14 protein-coding genes are annotated in these 16615 nt (G+C 66.3%); 11 read left to right on the forward strand and 3 right to left on the reverse strand.

Annotated features, from left to right (window positions below; genetic code table 11):
• The first annotated feature begins 65 nt into the window (after positions 1 to 65).
• The 3 genes from CXZ05_RS05730 (at position 66) to CXZ05_RS05740 (ending at position 3474) form a co-directional block, all read left to right on the forward strand.
• Positions 66 to 1010 carry a carbohydrate ABC transporter permease gene (locus CXZ05_RS05730; RefSeq protein ID WP_102971661.1) on the forward strand — a complete coding sequence of 315 codons (945 nt, stop codon included), beginning with the start codon at positions 66 to 68 and terminating at the stop codon, positions 1008 to 1010.
• Complete coding sequence (locus CXZ05_RS05735) at positions 1003 to 1974, forward strand: carbohydrate ABC transporter permease (protein WP_374754632.1); 972 nt, start codon at positions 1003 to 1005, stop codon at positions 1972 to 1974. The genes CXZ05_RS05730 and CXZ05_RS05735 overlap by 8 nt, the downstream gene beginning before the upstream one ends.
• A 144-nt stretch (positions 1975 to 2118) precedes the next feature.
• Complete coding sequence (locus tag CXZ05_RS05740) at positions 2119 to 3474, forward strand: ABC transporter substrate-binding protein (RefSeq protein ID WP_102971663.1); 1356 nt, start codon at positions 2119 to 2121, stop codon at positions 3472 to 3474.
• A gap of 171 nt (positions 3475 to 3645) precedes the next feature.
• Here CXZ05_RS05740 and CXZ05_RS05745 read toward each other — a convergent pair whose 3' ends face one another.
• Positions 3646 to 5661 carry a beta-galactosidase gene (locus CXZ05_RS05745; RefSeq protein ID WP_102971664.1) on the reverse strand — a complete coding sequence of 672 codons (2016 nt, stop codon included), beginning with the start codon at positions 5659 to 5661 and terminating at the stop codon, positions 3646 to 3648.
• A gap of 188 nt (positions 5662 to 5849) precedes the next feature.
• On the opposite strand from CXZ05_RS05745, the gene CXZ05_RS05750 reads away from it, so the two are divergent.
• From CXZ05_RS05750 to CXZ05_RS05770, 5 genes are read left to right on the forward strand one after another with little or no spacing between them, the layout of a single operon-like run.
• Positions 5850 to 7130, forward strand: a complete 1281-nt coding sequence (locus CXZ05_RS05750) for an ABC transporter substrate-binding protein (RefSeq protein ID WP_102971665.1) — start codon at positions 5850 to 5852, stop codon at positions 7128 to 7130.
• 34 nt (positions 7131 to 7164) lie between these two features.
• Positions 7165 to 8112: a carbohydrate ABC transporter permease gene (locus tag CXZ05_RS05755; RefSeq protein WP_102971666.1), complete on the forward strand. Its 948-nt coding sequence runs from the start codon at positions 7165 to 7167 to the stop codon at positions 8110 to 8112.
• Positions 8109 to 9020, forward strand: a complete 912-nt coding sequence (locus tag CXZ05_RS05760; RefSeq protein ID WP_102971667.1) for a carbohydrate ABC transporter permease — start codon at positions 8109 to 8111, stop codon at positions 9018 to 9020. Before CXZ05_RS05755 ends, CXZ05_RS05760 begins: the two co-directional genes overlap by 4 nt.
• Before the next feature lie 4 nt (positions 9021 to 9024).
• Positions 9025 to 9609, forward strand: coding sequence for a Poxvirus protein I5 (locus tag CXZ05_RS05765; RefSeq protein WP_102971668.1), 585 nt, complete (start codon positions 9025 to 9027; stop codon positions 9607 to 9609).
• A 1-nt stretch (position 9610) separates the two neighbouring features.
• Positions 9611 to 10924, forward strand: a complete 1314-nt coding sequence (locus CXZ05_RS05770; RefSeq protein WP_258006463.1) for an MFS transporter — start codon at positions 9611 to 9613, stop codon at positions 10922 to 10924.
• A 1-nt stretch (position 10925) separates the two neighbouring features.
• On the opposite strand, the gene CXZ05_RS05775 is transcribed toward CXZ05_RS05770, so the two are convergent.
• A complete protein-coding gene (locus CXZ05_RS05775) occupies positions 10926 to 12926 on the reverse strand; it encodes a DUF6807 family protein (protein ID WP_102971670.1) in 2001 nt (666 codons plus the stop codon).
• A 207-nt stretch (positions 12927 to 13133) separates the two neighbouring features.
• Here CXZ05_RS05775 and CXZ05_RS05780 point away from each other — a divergent pair, with 207 nt between their 5' ends.
• On the forward strand, positions 13134 to 13799 hold the full coding sequence (locus CXZ05_RS05780; protein ID WP_102971671.1) for a rhamnogalacturonan acetylesterase: 666 nt from the start codon (positions 13134 to 13136) through the stop codon (positions 13797 to 13799).
• Between the two features lie 28 nt (positions 13800 to 13827).
• Here the strand turns inward: CXZ05_RS05780 and CXZ05_RS05785 are convergent, their stop codons facing one another.
• Positions 13828 to 14853 carry a LacI family DNA-binding transcriptional regulator gene (locus tag CXZ05_RS05785; RefSeq protein WP_102971672.1) on the reverse strand — a complete coding sequence of 342 codons (1026 nt, stop codon included), beginning with the start codon at positions 14851 to 14853 and terminating at the stop codon, positions 13828 to 13830.
• Positions 14854 to 15033: 180 nt separating this feature from the next.
• On the opposite strand from CXZ05_RS05785, the gene CXZ05_RS05790 reads away from it, so the two are divergent.
• Both CXZ05_RS05790 and rhaI read left to right on the forward strand, forming a co-directional pair.
• Positions 15034 to 15399 carry an L-rhamnose mutarotase gene (locus tag CXZ05_RS05790; protein WP_102971673.1) on the forward strand — a complete coding sequence of 122 codons (366 nt, stop codon included), beginning with the start codon at positions 15034 to 15036 and terminating at the stop codon, positions 15397 to 15399.
• Positions 15400 to 15444: 45 nt separating this feature from the next.
• On the forward strand, positions 15445 to 16611 hold the full coding sequence (gene rhaI, locus CXZ05_RS05795) for an L-rhamnose isomerase (protein WP_102971674.1): 1167 nt from the start codon (positions 15445 to 15447) through the stop codon (positions 16609 to 16611).
• The last annotated feature ends 4 nt before the right edge of the window (positions 16612 to 16615 follow it).

Here is a 16615-nt window from a genome sequence, read left to right on the forward strand (position 1 = left end):
GACCACATGGCCGCACAGCAGCACGAGGGGACGCCCGGCGTCCCCGGAGACGTCGGGAGGAGCCAGTGAGCGCCATCAGCGAACTGTCGTCGATGTCCCGCCGCAAGGGACCGGTGACCGAGGAGGAAAAGCGGGCCAACCGGCGCGACAACAAGGCGGCCTACATCTTCCTTCTGCCGTGGCTCGTGGGGCTCGTGGTCATCACGGTCGGCCCCATGCTGATGTCGCTGTACCTGGCATTCACCGACTACAACCTCCTGCAGCCGCCGGAATGGACGGGCCTGGACAACTTCACCCGGATGCTCGGCGACGCCCGGCTGCACAACTCGCTCCGGGTCACCTTCACGTATGTGCTGGTCGGGGTTCCGCTGCAGCTGGCAGTGGCGCTGCTGATCGCGCTGGTGCTGGACAAGGGGCTCCGCGGACTGCCCTTCTACCGCTCGGTGTTCTACCTGCCCTCCCTGCTGGGCGGGTCGGTCGCCGTCGCCATCCTGTGGAAGCAGATCTTTGGCACCACCGGCCTGGTCAACCAGGTTCTGGCGATGTTCGGCATTGCCGGACCCGGCTGGATCTCGGATCCAAGCACGTCGCTCGGGTCCATTATCCTGCTGCACGTCTGGACCTTCGGCAGCCCCATGATCATTTTCCTCGCCGGGCTGCGGCAGATTCCCAACATGTACTACGAGGCGGCCGAGGTGGACGGCGCAACGACGCTCCAGAAGTTCTGGCGGATCACGTTGCCCATGCTCAGCCCCATCATCTTCTTCAACCTGGTGCTGCAGATCATCGGCTCCTTCCAGTCCTTCACCCAGGCGTTCATCGTCTCGGGCGGCAATGGTGGGCCGTCGGATTCCACCATGTTCTTCACGCTGTACCTCTACCAAAAAGGCTTCGGCCAGTTCGACATGGGCTACGCCTCGGCCATGGCCTGGTTCCTCCTCGTGATCATCGGCGCCTTCACGGCCGTCAACTTCATCGCTTCAAAGTATTGGGTGTTCTATGATGACTAAACTTCAGACACTGCCCGCCCCCGAGCAGGAACAGGGCAAAGGCGGAAAAGCTCCCGGAAACAGGACCCGGGGCAGTGGCTCCCGGGGCAAGGCCGGCCGGCCGCGGGAATCGCGCGGCACCCTCGCCTTCAGCCGAAGCGCGCGGGTCAAAGCGCTGGCCAAGCACGCGCTGCTGATCATCACCGGCGGGATCATGATCTACCCGCTGCTGTGGATGGTGGTGTCCTCGCTGCGGCCCAACGATCTCATCTTCCGCGAGCCGGGCCTGTGGCTGAACAGCCTGGAGATGAGCAACTACACGGACGGCTGGTCCGCGCTGAGCCATCCGTTCGGTCACTACATGCTCAACTCGGCCATCGTGGTGATCGGCTCCATCCTGGGCAACCTGATCTCGTGCTCCATGGCCGCCTACGCCTTCGCCCGGCTCCAGTTCAGCGGAAAGAAGCTGTTCTTCGGCATCATGCTCCTGACCATCATGCTGCCGTTTCACGTGGTGATCGTTCCGCAGTACATCCTGTTCTCCCAGATCGGCTGGGTGAACACTTTCTGGCCGCTCATTGTGCCCAAGCTGCTGGCCACGGACGCGTTCTTCGTGTTCCTCATGGTCCAGTTCATCCGCGGCATTCCCAAGGAACTTGACGAGGCGGCCAGGATCGACGGCGCCGGCCACCCCCGCATCTTCCTGCGGGTCATCCTGCCCCTGATGGTGCCGGCGCTCGCCACCACCACGATCTTCACCTTCATCTGGACCTGGAACGACTTCTTCGGGGCCCTGATCTACCTCACCGACCCCGAAATGTTCACCGTTCCCGTCGCGCTGCGCGCCTTCGTAGACTCGCAGTCCGCCACCAGCTGGGGTTCGCTGTTCGCGATGTCCATCGTTTCCTTGCTGCCCGTGTTCCTGGTGTTCCTCTTCGGGCAGCGTTTCCTCATCAAGGGCATCGCCACCACAGGCATCAAGTAGCCCCGCCGGCTGGCCGCAACAGTCCAAGCCAAAACCTCTTGTAATACAAGCCACATACTTATAATGTAAGTTAACGAGAAAGCGCTTTCCCGGCGAGTTCTGTTCCTCATTCGCTTCCAGGATCAAAGAAGATCGGAGTTTCCAGTGCCACTCTTTCCCCGGCCCGCAACGGCAGCCGCATCCGGCGCCCCCGCAAAACCTGCAAAGGCAAAACGCCGCCTCCGCGCCACCGCGGCCGTGGCCGCCGCAGCCGCCGCCGTCCTCGCCCTGAGCGCCTGCGGCGGACCCGCCCAGTCGAGTGCGGACGGCAAGGTGGAACTGCGGTTCTCCTGGTGGGGCGGTGACAAGCGCGCTCAAGTCACCCAGGCCGCCATCGCTGCGTTTGAGGCGGAGAACCCCAACATCAAGATCAAGGCCGAATACGGCGACTGGAGCGGCTATTGGGACAAGCTCGCCACCCAGGTTGCCGCCAACGATGCCCCGGACATCATCCAGATGGACGAGAAGTACATCACCGAATACTCCACCCGCGGGGCGCTGCTGGACCTTTCCAAGTACGGCATCGACACCTCGAAGCTGGACGAGGCGGCCCTGAACGCCGGCAAGAGCGACGACGGCCTGACCGGTATCGCGGCCGGCATCAACGCCGCGACCATCCTGGCCAACCCGGCGGTGTTCAAGGCAGCCGGTGTGGCGCTCCCGGATGACAAGACCTGGACCTGGGAGGACTTCGAGCGCATCTCGGCCGAGGTGACCGCCAAGTCTCCCAAGGGAACCTACGGCGCCGCCGCCTACGGCACCGACGAGGCCTCCCTCGGCGTCTGGTTGCGGCAGAACGGCAAGTCCCTCTACACTTCGGACGGCAAGCTCGGGTTCGAGCCGTCCGACATCGCGGGCTGGTGGGACTTCCTCAAGCAGCTGAGCGAAAAGAAGGCCGTGCCCTCGGCCTCGGAAGTGGTTGAGGCCGAGGCGGCTCCGCTGGACCAGAGCGGCCTGGCCACGGGCAAGAACGGGCTGGCGTTCTGGTGGTCCAACCAGCTGCCGGCGCTGGAGAAGGCGGCCGGCGGAGAGCTGCAGGTGCTTCGGTTCCCCTCCAAGACGGGCAAGGCGGCGAACACCCAGCTCTGGTACAAGGCCTCCCAGTTCTGGTCCGCATCATCACGGACCAAGCACCCCGAAGAGGTGGCCAAGTTCATCAACTTCCTGGCCAACGACACGAAGGCCGGCGAGATCCTGCTGGCAGACCGCGGCGTCTACCCCAACTCCGAGGTCCGGGCCGCTATCCAGGCCAAGCTGACTCCTGCCGATGTCAAGGTGGTCAAGTTCATTGACCAGATCAAGGGCGAACTCGGCGAGGCCCCGGCGCCGCCGCCGAAGGGCGCGGGCGCCATCCAGGAGATCATCAAGCGCTACAGCTCCGAGGTGCTGTTCAACCGGCTCTCTACCCAGGACGCAGGCACGAAGGCCGTGGACGAAATGAACTCCGCGATCAGCAGCTAACGCCTCGCAGAGAACCACGCCGGAAACCCCGGGCCGTCTCCCAACGGAGACTGCCCGGGGTTTTCCGCGCGCGTTGGTACTGAAGCATGCGAGGCGGGGAGTTTTTGTACACGTATCGCGACTTCGGGGGCCTTTTGGGGCCATTATCTGTACAAAAACTCCAAGCCGCGCTCAGTCCTCGGCGATCACGACCACCGCTCCGCCGGGAACAAGCCCGCCGAAACGTCCGCCGCCCAACAGTTCCTCGCCGTCGGCCTTCACCGCCGCGTCCTCCCGGCCGTGGTTGATGGCGAAGAGGAAACGGCGCCCGTCCGCCGAGACCCGCCGGGTAAGTTCGACGCCGGCGGCGGCCTCCGCGCAAGCCGCCACTCCCGCCTCGGCCAGGAGCCGGTCCAAGAGGCGTTCGATGCCGTCACGGTCGGGGAGCGTGGCCAAGTACCAGGCGGCGCCGCGGCCCGCGGTCCTCCGGGTCAGGGCCGGGATTCCGTCCAGCGGGTAGCCGGTGAAGGTGGCCAGGGTTTCTGCCCTGTCCGCATGGACATGTTCACTCCAGACCCGGCCAATGGTGCCGTCACTCAGAGTCACCTTTCCGCCCTCGAGCAGTGGGTGGAACTCCTCGGTCCGGATGCCCAGCAGCTCCCGGAAGGCGCCCGGATAGCCGCCCAGCCGGATGTGGTCGCGGTCGTCGACAATGCCGCTGAAGTAGCTGACCAGCACCGTGGCCCCGGCTTCGGCGGCGCCGGCGATGTTGGCCGCGGCGTCATCGGTGACGCAGTAGAGGGTGCACACCAGGACCAGGTCATAGCCGGTCAGGTCGGCGGTGGGATGCACGAAATCCGCGGCCACGCCGCGCAGGAACAGTGAGCGGTGGAATTCGCGGAGCAGGTCGAGGTACTTCACATCCTCGCTCGGGTGCGAATCCAGTTCGCTGGCCCACCAGGCCTCGTAGTCGAAAATGATGGCTACCCGGGATTCCACCGTGGAACCCTTGACCGGGCCGAGCTTTTTCAGGGCGTCGCCGAGGGCCACCACCTCGCGCCACACCCGGGTGTCGCGGCCGCCGTGCGGCACCATCGCCGAATGGAACTTCTCGGCCCCGGCAACGCTCTGCCGCCACTGGAAGAACATGACGGCATCGGCGCCGCGGGCCACGTGGGCCAGGGAGTTCCGCAGCATTTCGCCGGGCATCTTCGGCTGGTTGCGTGGCTGCCAGTTCACGGCCGACGTCGAGTGTTCCATCAGGATCCACGGCCTGTTGCCCGCGACACCGCGCGTGAGGTCCGCGCTGAGCGCCAGTTCGATCTCCCGCTCCGGGTCCGCCGCCACCATGTAGTGATCGTTGGCCACCACGTCCAGGCCCTTCGCCCAGTCGAAGTAGTCCATGGACTTGGTGGCGCTGGAAACCATGAGGTTGGTGGTGGCCGGAACGCCGGGAGTCACCTCCCGGATCACCGCCAGCAGGCTCCGGTAGTAGTCCATCAGCACCCAGGAACTGAACCGCTGGAAGTCCAGCCGTTGCGTCGGGTTGAGGGTGGTGGGGGCGGCCCGCGGCGGAATGATCTCTTCGAACGAGGCATAGTGCTGCGACCAGAAGGCTGTTCCCCAGGCCTCATTCAGCGCTTCGATGCCGTCGTAGCGCTGCTCCAGCCAGCGCCGGAACGCTGTGGCGTCCTCCTCGCCGTAAAACTCTGAAACGTGGCAGCCCAGCTCATTGTCCACATGCCAGAGCGCCAGGGCCGGATGGTCCTTGTACCGTTCGGCCAGCTTGCGGGTAATGCCCGCGGCATACCGGCGGTAAACAGCGGACGACGGCGAGTAGTGCCGCCGGGAGCCGCGCTCCAGGACGGTGCCCTCCGCCGTCACCGGCAGGACTTCCGGATGCTTCCGCACCAGCCAGGCCGGGGGAGCGGCCGTGGCCGTGGCGAGGGCAACCTTGATGCCTGCGCTATCCAGGTTGTCCAGCACCTCATCCAGCCAGGCAAAGTCGTACTCCCCTTCGCGCGGCTCCAGGAGCGCCCAGGAAAAGATGGCCACGCTGAGGAGCGTCACCCCGGCCTCTTTCATGAGGCCGATGTCCTCCAGCCGGACGTCGGCCGGCCATTGCTCGGGGTTGTAGTCGCCCCCGAAGGCGAGGCCGGGGCCGCTGTTCCACGCCGGAGCCGGGTAGGAGGTTTCTGGATTGGGCATGGGACTCCTTTGTCGAGGACGGCGACCTGGCGGTGATTTGGACGTCGAAAGAAGATGTTTGGAAAACGCTTGCCCGAACGGGCTAATGCGATTATTGTATCGATTCAGAGATGGTGTAATCCAGATCACGACTCCAAGTTGACGAAGTTTTCTGAAAAAAGTTTGCGTTATTGAGCAAGGAGGCTCCCATGATCAGCAGAAGGAATTTTCTGACCACCGTCGCGGTAGGAACGGTGTCCGCGGCAGCGCTGGCCGCGTGCGGTGCTCCGGCAAGCCAGACAGGCTCGGCCGCTAACCCGGTAACCATCACCTACACCTGGTGGGGCAACGACGACCGGGCCGAGCGCACCCGCAAGGCCATCGCCGTGTTCGAGCAGAAGAACCCCGACGTCAAGGTCAACGGCAACTTCACCGACTTCGCCGGCTACTGGCAGAAGCGCGCCACCGAGGCCGCCGGCGGCGGACTCCCGGACGTCATGCAGTGGGACCTCTCGTACCTGCGCGATTACGCCCAGCGCAATCAGCTCCTGGACCTCGGCACCGTGAAGATCAATACCGACGCCTTCGACAAGACCCTGCTTCCCTCCGGCCAGATCCGCGGCAAGACCTACGGCATCCCCACCAGCACCAACGCCTTCGCCGTCTACTACGATCCGGCCAAACTGAAGGAAATCGGCGTGGCTGAACCGGCCGGCATGTGGACCTACGCAGAGTACAAGGACTGGCTCACCAAGATCGGGCAGGCCGGCGGCGGAAAGTACTTCGGCGGGTCCGACTTCACCGGCATCTGGTGGCAGTTCAACATCTGGCTGCGGCAGAAGGGCATCGACGCCTTCACCGGTGACGGCAAGCTCGGCTTCAGCAAGGATGACCTGCGAACCTGGCTGAACCTGAACTCGGACCTCCGCGGCACCAACGCCGTGGTCCCCGCGGACCGCAGCGCCCAGGTCAAGCCCAAGAGCCCGTTCGGCTCCAACCTCACCGTCTCGGAGAACACCTGGGACAACTTCATGGCCGGCTACCTCAAGGACAGCGGAGCCAAGGAGCTCAAGCTGGTGCCCGTCCCGTCGGACGATCCGGACAACCTCGGACTGTTCCTCAAGCCGTCCATGCTCATGGTGGCCAGCGCCAAGACCAAGAACAAGGACGCGGCCGCCCGCTTCATCGACTTCATGGTCAACGATCCCGAGGTGGGCGAGATCTTCAAGACCTCCCGCGGTGTTCCCGCCTCCAAGACCCAGCGGGACGGCACCACCTTCGAAGGCACCGACAAAGCCGTGGTGGACTACGAAACCTCCATCGGCAAGTACCTCAAGGACGCCCCCGAACCCCCGATCGTCGGCTTCGGCACCCTCGAGGCCGCGTTCCTTCGCTTCAATGAGGACCTGAACTACGGAAAGCTCACGGTGGACGGTGCCGTGGACCAGTGGTTCAAGGAAGCCGAAGACGTCATCAAGCAGAACGCGTAGCGTACGCGCTGCAGAACCTGACAAGGACTCTTTCGTGACTCAGACCCTGACCCGCCGCAGCGGCACCGCCGCCGCTCCGCCCGCGCATGCACCGCGCCGGCGGAGTGCGGACGCCCGTGCCGGCTACACCTTCCTGCTGCCCTGGCTGCTGGGCTTCATCCTCCTGACCGTGGGCCCGATGCTGTCCTCGCTCTACCTCTCCTTCACCAACTACAACCTCTTCGACGCGCCCAAGTGGATCGGCCTGGACAACTACACCAGCCTGTTCCAGGACGAGCGCTTCCTGCAGTCGGTGGGCGTCACGCTGGGCTACGTGGTGTTCGGAACCCCGCTGAAGCTCGCCGCGGCGCTCGCTGTGGCCCTGCTGCTGAACAACGCCACCCGCGGCCAGGGCTTCTACCGCTCGGCCTTCTACGCCCCTTCGCTCATTGGGGCAAGCGTCTCGATCGCGATCGTGTGGAAGGCCATGTTCGGCGACCAGGGTCCCGTGGACCAGGGCCTGTCCTTCTTCGGCATCAACCTCGGCGGCTGGGTGGGCAACCCGTCCATGACCATGCCCATGATGATCCTGCTGACCGTCTGGCAGTTCGGCGCCCCCATGGTGATCTTCCTGGCCGGCCTGAAGCAGATCCCGCAGGAACTGTACGAGGCGGCCTCCGTGGACGGTGCCGGCCGGCTCCGGAAGTTCGTGAACATCACGTTCCCCATGCTCTCCCCGGTGGTCTTCTTCAACCTCCTCCTGGAGACAATCCACGCGTTCCAGATCTTCGCCTCGGCGTACATCATCTCCAACGGTGAAGGCGGCCCGGCCGGTTCCACCCTCTTCTACACCCTCTACCTCTACCTGCGGGGCTTCAGTGACTTCCGAATGGGCTACGCCTCGGCCATGGCCTGGCTCCTGGTGATCGTCGTCGGCATCATCACACTGATCTTCTTCCGCACGTCCAAGTCCTGGGTCCACTACAGCGGTGATTCAAAATGACCACACTCAGTCCAACCACCCCGGCCCGGACCGCTGACGCGTCCGAGTACAACCCCAAGGCCGACTCCCGGGCGGCCAAGCGCACCCGCAGCATCGTGTTCCACACCCTGTCGCTGGCCCTCATCGCCGTCGTGCTTTACCCGGCGCTGTGGATGGTCAGTTCGGCCTTCAAACCCAGCAGCGAGATCATCGGCAACTCGTCGATCTGGAGCTCACACTTCAGCCTCGACAACTTCGTGACCGCGATGGGCGGCATCGGCGGCGTCTCCACGGCCCAGTTCTTCACCAACTCGGTGGTGCTGGCCCTCGGCTCGGTGATCGGGACGGTGCTCTCGGCGACCGTCTCCGCCTACGCCTTCGCCCGGATCAAGTTCCCCGGCCGCAGCATCTTCTTCGGCATGATGATCGCCACCCTGCTCCTGCCGTTCCACGTGGTGATCATTCCGCAGTACATCATCTTCCAGCAGCTGGGGCTCGTGGACACCTACATCCCCCTGCTGATCGGCAAGTTCCTGGCCGCGGATGCCTTCTTCGTTTTCCTCATGGTGCAGTTCATGCGCAATCTGCCCCGGGAACTGGACGAGGCAGCGATCATCGACGGCGCGGGCCACGTGCGGATCTTCTGCAGCATCATGCTGCCGCTGATGAAGCCTGCCCTCATCAGCTCGTCCATCTTCGCCTTCATCTGGAGCTGGAACGACTTCCTGGGCCCGCTGCTCTACCTGAACTCGCCGGAAAAGTACCCTCTGCCCCTGGCCCTGCGGCTCTTTGTGGACCAGACCCAGAGCTCCGACTACGGCGCGATGATCGCCATGTCCGTCCTGGCACTGCTCCCCGTGCTGGTGTTCTTCCTGGTCTTCCAGCGCTACATCGTGGAGGGCGTCTCCACCCAGGGCCTCAAGGGCTGACACCATGACCGCCGAGACCGAAAGCGTGCCCGTCAACAGGTTCGCGCTCTTCTCCGAGACCATGCTGGCGGGCGTCATCGTGCTTGGACTCTCCGTTCCCCTGGTCACGGTGCCGGCCGCGTATGCGGCCGGCACCGCCCACCTGGGTCGGCACCTCTCCGGACGGGACGACTCCGTGCGGGGCCTCTGGGGCACGTTCCGGGCCGCCTTGCCCGGGAGCCTCAAACTTGGGCTTACGACGGCGGCCGTTGCGGCCGTCGTCATCATCAACCTGCTGCTCGCGGCGGCAGGGCAGCTGCCGGGAGGGGCCGTCGTCATGCCGGCGACGCTGCTCCTGGCCGTGGCGGCCACCGTGCTGCTGCTGAGGACCGCGTCCCGGTCGCAGCCCGGCCATTGGGATGAAGCCCTGGCAGCAGCCCGGACGGAGTCCGTGGTGGACTGGTCCGGTTCGCTGCTCCTGGTGGCGGCACTGGGCCTGACTGCCGTGTTCGTGTGGATGCTGCCGGCGCTGGTAATCGTGGTGCCGGGCTGCCTCGTGCTCGCCGCGGCAGCGGTCAGGCTCCGCGCCGAGGCCAGGTCAGCCAGCTGACGTGACGTCCCCCCGCAGATCCTTGCAAGGCAAAACCTACTCAAACAAGAGCTCCGGACGCGATACGGCTTCCGGACCCGTCAAGGCCGCCGGACAACCGAACCGGAACGGCAGCTGGTACCGGCCGCTCGTGCAGCGCAACTACCGCATCTTCGTGGGCATGCAGCTCGCGGGCGGCACCGGCGTCTGGATGCAGCGGCTTGCCCAGGACTGGCTGGTGCTGCAGCTGACCGGAAGCCCCGCGGCGGTGGGCGTTGCCGTGGCACTCCAGTTCCTGCCCCTGCTGGTGGTGGGGCCGCTCGGCGGCGTGGTGGTGGATCTCTTTCCCAAGCGCCGCATCCTTCTCCTTTGCCAGTCCGTCACCGCCGTCCTGGCCGGCGGCCTCGCCGTGTGGGACGCCGGCGGGAGCATCGCGGTCGAAGTTGTCTACGCCAGCTGCATCCTGCTGGGCATCACCAGCGCCCTGGACGGCCCGGCCCGCCAGGTGTTCGTGAACGAAGTGGTGGGCGACGCCGGCCTTCCGGCGGCAATCGGGCTCAACAACGCCATCGGGCAGCTCGGGGCCATGGCCGGGCCCGCCGTGGGCGGGCTGGTGATCGCCACGGCCGGATCCGCGGCCGCCTTCGCCGCCAACGCCGTGCTGTGCCTGGCGGTGCTGGCCATGATCGCCGCCATTAGGCCGGGCGAACTTCATCCGGGCACGCCGGCGGTCCGCGGGCGGGGCCAGGTGCTTGCGGGCTTCCGTTACGTGCGCGACCGCCCGCGGCTGCTGCTGGTCATGCTGCTTGCCGGACTCCTCGGGGCGTTCGGAATGAACGGGCCGGTGGTGCTGGCGGCCTTTGCCAGCTCGGTCTGGCACAGCGGCGCCGCCGGGTTCGGCCTGTTCAACACCCTTGCCGCCGGTGGTGCCCTTGCCGGCGCCGTCGTGGCGTCCCGGCTGCAGCGGTTCGGCCGGAAGGGCATCGTGGCCAGCGCCGGGCTCTTCGGACTTGCGCAGCTCATCGCCGCCGTCATGCCCAGCCAGGAGCTGTTCATGGCGATGCTGCTGGTGGTCGGTTTCATGACCCTGCTGTTCCTCACCAGCGCCGCCACCGCCGTGCAGCTGGAGGCCGGGGCGGATGTCCGGGGCCGGGTCATGGCCCTGTACCTGCCGCTCCTGCTGGGCGGCCATGCCCTCGGCGGGCTGCTGGCCGGCTGGCTGACGGAGTGGCTCGGCGTCCGGGCGGGGCTGGTGGTGACCGGCGCGCTGGGGATGGTTTCCGCCGCCATGATTGCGGGCCTGCTGTGGCTCCACGGCCGCCGGACGGCTGGTTAACCTAGCGCTGACTCACCAGGGATTCGACGGCGGCCGGCGACAGTTCTCCGTCGCACATCCACACGCTCAGGCTCCGCCGGAGCGATTCCCCGGCGGCCAGCTCCACCGGCCTGTCCCAGGCCAGGGCCGACCCGACGGCGGGGTAGCCGGAGCAGCGGACAAACCACGGATCGGCGGCCTCGGCCGGCGCACTGAACACGAGCGTCGCGGGCTGCCCCGACCGGATGCCGGGGACTTCCCCGAAGGAGGCGGTCCATGCCAGCCACGGCGCAACGGCGCCGTGGACGGCCGGTTCCCCCTCGGCGTCGGACGTGAAAATGCGGGCGCCGCTGCACGCCGGAAGGCGCCAGAAGAAGCCGCCGTAGCCGCTGCCCGCGGCGCCGTTCGAGCCCGGGCTCCCGAGCGAAACGTCGACGACGGCGGTCAGTTCCGTACCCAGGTCCAGGCGCCACGTGCGCTCGCCCAGGATCTCGCGGCTGAGGGTCCGCTGTTCGCTCAGCAGGGGCTGTCCGTCCGTTCCGAGCCACCGGAGCTGCCGGGTGTCCGGGATATTCAAATTGGCGGGAAGCAGTTCAATCCGGCCGTGGTCCTGCCGGGACACGTACGCGCCGGCGCCGCGCGTGTATGTCTTGCCGCCCCAGAAGTTGGTGCCGTTGACGTCCTGGAGCGCGAAGCCGGCACCCAGGTGCCACGGGTGGTCGGCGGGCAGATGGTCCGTCACCTCGGTTCCGCCGAGGGTGGTGACGGGGTGCAGGTAGGGGCGCGGTGACAACGCCGGGTTGAGTTCCGCGCCCGTACGCAGGACTGCCAGCAGCCTGCCGCCGGCGTCGAACAGGCGTGTGGCCTCGGAAGGATCCGCGGTGCGCGCCCATGGCAGGGCCAGCTCGCTGAATGTGGCGTGCGCGCTGATGGCCCGCTCCAGGGCGTCCTCGATCCCGGGTATCACGGCATGGGCCGCGTCGCCGTCGCCCACCCAGAGCACGTGGGCGGAGCTGACCGGCGCCGGCGGCTCGGCCGTGCGAACGGCCTCGAGCACCAGCATGAACGCCCCGGAGTCGTTGAGGGCGCTGGTGAGTTCCGCGCCTTCGGCCAGGTGCGCCAGCAGGTTTTCGGTCAGGTCGTCGCGGCCGAACTCCTGCGAGTGCTCTCCGACCGCGTTGCTGATGTGCAGCCGGTCCTCGGTGTAGTGGAAAACGGCCGTTCCCTCGGAGCCCTGCAGGGTGATGTACGGCTCCACGGGCTCCGACGCGCAGAGCGTCAGGGCGCAGGTAATCGGCAGCCCGGCGGCGGTCCGGATCCTGATGACGGACGTGTCATCGGCCTCGATGTCGTTCGCGCGGTAGAGGTCGGTTTCAACGGAGGCCACGTCCTCCACGGTCCGGGCGCCCGCGATGCGCAGGGCGGTGGCGATGGCGTGTGCCAGGGGATTGGTGGCCACGCCGTCCACCACGTCCACACCGTCCAGGCTCCGCTTGCCGGCCCACCGGGAGCGCCTGTAATAGGCCCGGTCCCGCACCCAGCGTCCGGTCGCACCGATTCCCTGCAGGGTGCCGATGGTGCCGTCCTGGAGGAGCTTGTCGATGGCCGCCAGTGCCTGCGATCCGAGGCTCTGGAACCCGATCTGCACGCTGCGGCCGGATGCTTCGGCGGCCTCCTGCAGCTGCCGGAAGTCGGCCAGCGATGCCACCGGGGGTTTCTCCAGGTAGAGGTCTGCGCCGGAGGCCAGGGTGGCCAGTGCCAGTGGCGCATGGGTCTGGATGGGGGTGGCCACGATGACCACGTCGGGGCTGTGGTTGCCGGCCAGGAGGGACTGCAGATCGGGGTGGACCGCCGTCGAGTCCGGCAACGCGCCCGGGGACGGCGGATTCGGGTCCGCCACGGCCACGAGTTCCACCGCGCCGGCCTGGGCCAGCCGGTCCAGGTTCTTCAGGTGGTGGGCGCCGAAGCCGTGGACGCCGATCAGGGCGATCCGGGCCGGGGTTCCGCGGCGGTGCATATTCATGAGTCTCCTGTCCGGCGCTGCGGTGCTGCACGACGCCATCGTCAACCATTGCCGGGGAGCGTGTCTTCAGTGCAGCAAGCGCTTTCCCGTTTCTGTCTGCTGCTCAGTGTACTCCGCTGGCGCGGCCTGTGTAACGTTTCAAAAATCGCTTGACCTTCAGGCTGCCGGCGGCTGATCATCTCAGGAGCCGATGCGGAAGGAAGAGCGATGAAGATTTTGCTGGCCGGAGATTCGACCGTTGCCAACTGCCCCACCTACGAGTATCCGATGAGTGGCTGGGGCGCCCACCTTGCGCCGGAGGTTTACTCGTGGGGCGCCGTGCACAACTTCGCCAAGGGCGGGGCAACCACCGAGTCCTTCCGGGAGGAGGGGCTGTGGTACGAACTTCTGCACCAGGCGGTCAGCGGCGACGTGGTGCTCATCCAGTTCGGCCACAACGACCAGAAGCGCGGTCACCTGGGTGCCCGCGGCGGCTACGCGGACAACCTCCGCCGGATGGTGGGCGATGTCCGGGCCAAGGGGGCCGCTCCCGTCCTCTGCACCTCGGTGGAGCGGCGGCATTTCAGTGATGGCCGCCTCGAGGAGACGCTCGGGGAGTACCCCGCGGTGGTCCGTGAACTGGGCATCGAGTTGGGCCTCGATGTGGTGGACCTCAACTCCTGGACCCGCGCCCTGTACGCCGGGCTTGGCGAGGAGGGGTCCAAGGAATTGTTCTTCCACTTTGGCCCCGGCGAGCACGCGCACTGGTTCGGCGGGCTGCTGGACGACACCCACTTTCACGAGCGGGGAGCGCGGCGGATCGCAGCATTCGTGGCCGCCCGCCTCGAAGTGCTGGGCTTTAAACCGGAACCCGACCTGCTCGCCGTCTTCTAGGCGGACGCCACCTTTGCCGGGCCGCCGGTCAGGGGGTCGCCTCAACACCTGCGGTGCTTTGCCTGACCACCAGCTCTGGCGTGAACACGACGGCGCGGTGGCGGGGGTGCTGCGCGTCCAGTTCCTCCGTCAGGAGTTCAATGGCAGTCCTGCCGATTGCGTCGGTGGGCTGGCGGATGGAGGAGAGCGGCACGACGGCGGACACGGCAAAGTCGATGTCGTCGTAACCGATCAGGGCCACGTCATCCGGAATGCGGACACCATTCATCATGGTCAGGGACTGCATGACTCCGAGGGCCAGCAGGTCGTTGGCGCAGAAGATGCCGTCCGGCATGTTGCCGGCGCCCCGCTCCATGAGACTATTGCCCACGCCGCGCCCGGCGAGCACGGACTGGCCGTCGGAATCAAGCACCTCCAGTGCTGCGCCGTCCACCTCGGCCACGGCTCGGCGGGCGCCGGCGAGGCGGTCGGAAACCTGCCGGATGGACAGCGGGCCGCCCACGAAGGCCAGCTTCCTGCGCCCGAGATCGAGGAGGTGCCGGGCGGCAAGGTAGCCGCCGGCGTCGTCATCCACGGACACCGAACTGAAGCGGTCCTCGTCGGCCAGCCGGTCCACCAGGACCGTGGGAACGCCGCGCTGCCGCAGGGCTTCCAGCCTGTCGGCCACATCCCCCACCGGGGAGATGAGCAGGCCCTGGACCCGCTGTTCCTGGAAGAGGTCGATGTAGTGCGATTCCCGGTTCGCGTCGTGCCCGCTGTCGCCCAGCAGCACGGCGCTGCCGTTCACGGCCGCCGCATCCTCGGCCGCCCGGACCAGGGAGGTGAAGAATGGGTTGCCGACGTCCAGGACCACGACGCCGATGGTTCGGCTGTGCCCTGCCCGCAACTGCCGGGCGGCGTCGTTGCGGACGAAACCAAGTTCGTCGATGGCTTGCAGCACCCGGTCCTTGGTGCGCTTGGAGACGCGGTCGGGATTGTTCAGGACGTTGGACACTGTGCCCACCGCAACCTGCGCATGGTTGGCGACGTCCTTGATGCTGGCTGCCCGCGACATTCTGCTGATCCTCCGAAAGATCGATTTGCCCGTCCGGGTGAAAACGCTTGACACCCTTCTTCAACCCAGAGTACTTTGAATCGTAACAATGAAACGATTCAAAGGCGAGAGAATATTCAAAGCCGAACGAATTGGTTTCCGCTTCGTCCGCCGCACCCGAAACGTCTACAGGAGTACAACATGAGGGTTTGCTTCCGATCCTCCGTCCAGCTGGAGCTGCTGGCGGAGTACCGCCGGCGCCACGCCGCCGTCTGGCCGGAGATGCTGGCCGCGCTCAAGGACGCGGGCTGGAACAACTACTCGCTGTTCCTGGACGAGGACGGGCTGCTGATCGGCTACCTCGAATGCGACGACTTTGACGCCGTGCGGGCCCGGATGGCCCTCACCGACGTCAACGCCCGCTGGCAGGCGGAAATGGCCACGCTCTTCCGGGACAGCGATGTTCCGCCCGACGAGGGCTTCCGGGTGCTCGACGAGGTGTTCAACCTCGACGGTCAGTTGGCCGCGGCCGCCGGCAGTAACGCTGACGCCGCCGCCAAGCACTAAGTCTTTCAAGTACTGACACTGCCAAACACTGACGAAAGAAAGATCATGAACAACACAGCATCGGCACTGGGCCGGCTTTCGGAGCTTGCGATTGAGGTTCCGTCATGGGCCTACGGCAACTCGGGCACCCGTTTCAAGGTGTTCGGCACGCCCGGTACCCCGCGCACGGTCCAGGAGAAACTGGCGGATGCCGCCAAGGTCCATGAGCTCACCGGCCTGGCTCCCACCGTGGCGCTGCACATCCCGTGGGACAAGGTGGACGACTACGCGGCCCTGAAGGAGTACGCGGCCGGCCTCGGTGTGGGGCTGGGCACGATCAACTCGAACACCTTCCAGGATGACGAGTACAAGTTCGGCTCGCTGACGTCCTCGGACGACGCCGTCCGGCGCCGGGCAATCGAGCACCACTTCGAGTGTATCGACATCATGCATGCCACCGGGTCAAAGGACCTGAAGATCTGGCTCGCGGATGGCACCAACTACCCGGGCCAGGATGACATGCGCGGCCGCCAGGACCGGCTGGCCGAGTCCCTGCAGGAGATCTACACCCGCCTCGGCGAGGACCAGCGCCTGGTGCTGGAGTACAAGTTCTTCGAGCCGGCTTTTTACCACACCGACGTTCCGGACTGGGGCACCTCGTACGCGCAGACCCTGGCCCTGGGCGAGAAGGCGTTTGTCTGCCTGGACACCGGTCACCACGCCCCGGGCACCAACATCGAATTCATCGTGATGCAGCTGCTGCGCCTGGGCAAGCTGGGCTCCTTCGACTTCAACTCGCGTTTCTACGCCGATGATGATCTGATCGTGGGCGCCGCGGACCCGTTCCAGCTGTTCCGCATCATGCACGAGGTGATCCGCGGCGGCGGCTTCGGCAAGGATTCCGGCGTGGCGCTGATGCTGGACCAGTGCCACAACCTCGAGGAGAAGATCCCCGGCCAGATCCGCTCGGTGCTGAACGTGCAGGAGATGACCGCCCGCGCCCTGCTGATCGACACTGCGGCCCTGGCCGAGGCCCAGCGCGCCGGCGACGTCCTGGCCGCCAACGCCGTGTTCAACGACGCCTTCTACACCGACGTCCGGCCGGTCCTGGCCGAATGGCGTGAATCCCGCGGCCTGCCCGCGGACCCGCTGGCCGCCTATAAGGCCAGCGGCTACCAGAAGAAAATCAACGAGGACCGCGCAGGCGGCCAGCAAGCCGGATGGGGCGCCTAATAGC

This window comes from Arthrobacter sp. AFG20 (genome assembly GCF_002892795.1).
Taxonomy (GTDB): Bacteria; Actinomycetota; Actinomycetes; order Actinomycetales; family Micrococcaceae; genus Arthrobacter.

Excerpts from the sequence above, each read along its gene's own strand:
- CXZ05_RS05745 (WP_102971664.1), bottom strand. The coding sequence starts at position 5,661 with ATGCCCAATCCAGAAACCTCCTACCCGGCTCCGGCGTGGAACAGCGGC.
- rhaI (WP_102971674.1), top strand. The coding sequence starts at position 15,445 with ATGAACAACACAGCATCGGCACTGGGCCGGCTTTCGGAGCTTGCGATT.
- CXZ05_RS05790 (WP_102971673.1), top strand. The coding sequence starts at position 15,034 with ATGAGGGTTTGCTTCCGATCCTCCGTCCAGCTGGAGCTGCTGGCGGAG.
- CXZ05_RS05750 (WP_102971665.1), top strand. The coding sequence starts at position 5,850 with ATGATCAGCAGAAGGAATTTTCTGACCACCGTCGCGGTAGGAACGGTG.
- CXZ05_RS05735 (WP_374754632.1), top strand. The coding sequence starts at position 1,003 with ATGACTAAACTTCAGACACTGCCCGCCCCCGAGCAGGAACAGGGCAAA.
- CXZ05_RS05765 (WP_102971668.1), top strand. The coding sequence starts at position 9,025 with ATGACCGCCGAGACCGAAAGCGTGCCCGTCAACAGGTTCGCGCTCTTC.
- CXZ05_RS05775 (WP_102971670.1), bottom strand. The coding sequence starts at position 12,926 with ATGAATATGCACCGCCGCGGAACCCCGGCCCGGATCGCCCTGATCGGC.
- CXZ05_RS05760 (WP_102971667.1), top strand. The coding sequence starts at position 8,109 with ATGACCACACTCAGTCCAACCACCCCGGCCCGGACCGCTGACGCGTCC.
- CXZ05_RS05780 (WP_102971671.1), top strand. The coding sequence starts at position 13,134 with ATGAAGATTTTGCTGGCCGGAGATTCGACCGTTGCCAACTGCCCCACC.
- CXZ05_RS05785 (WP_102971672.1), bottom strand. The coding sequence starts at position 14,853 with ATGTCGCGGGCAGCCAGCATCAAGGACGTCGCCAACCATGCGCAGGTT.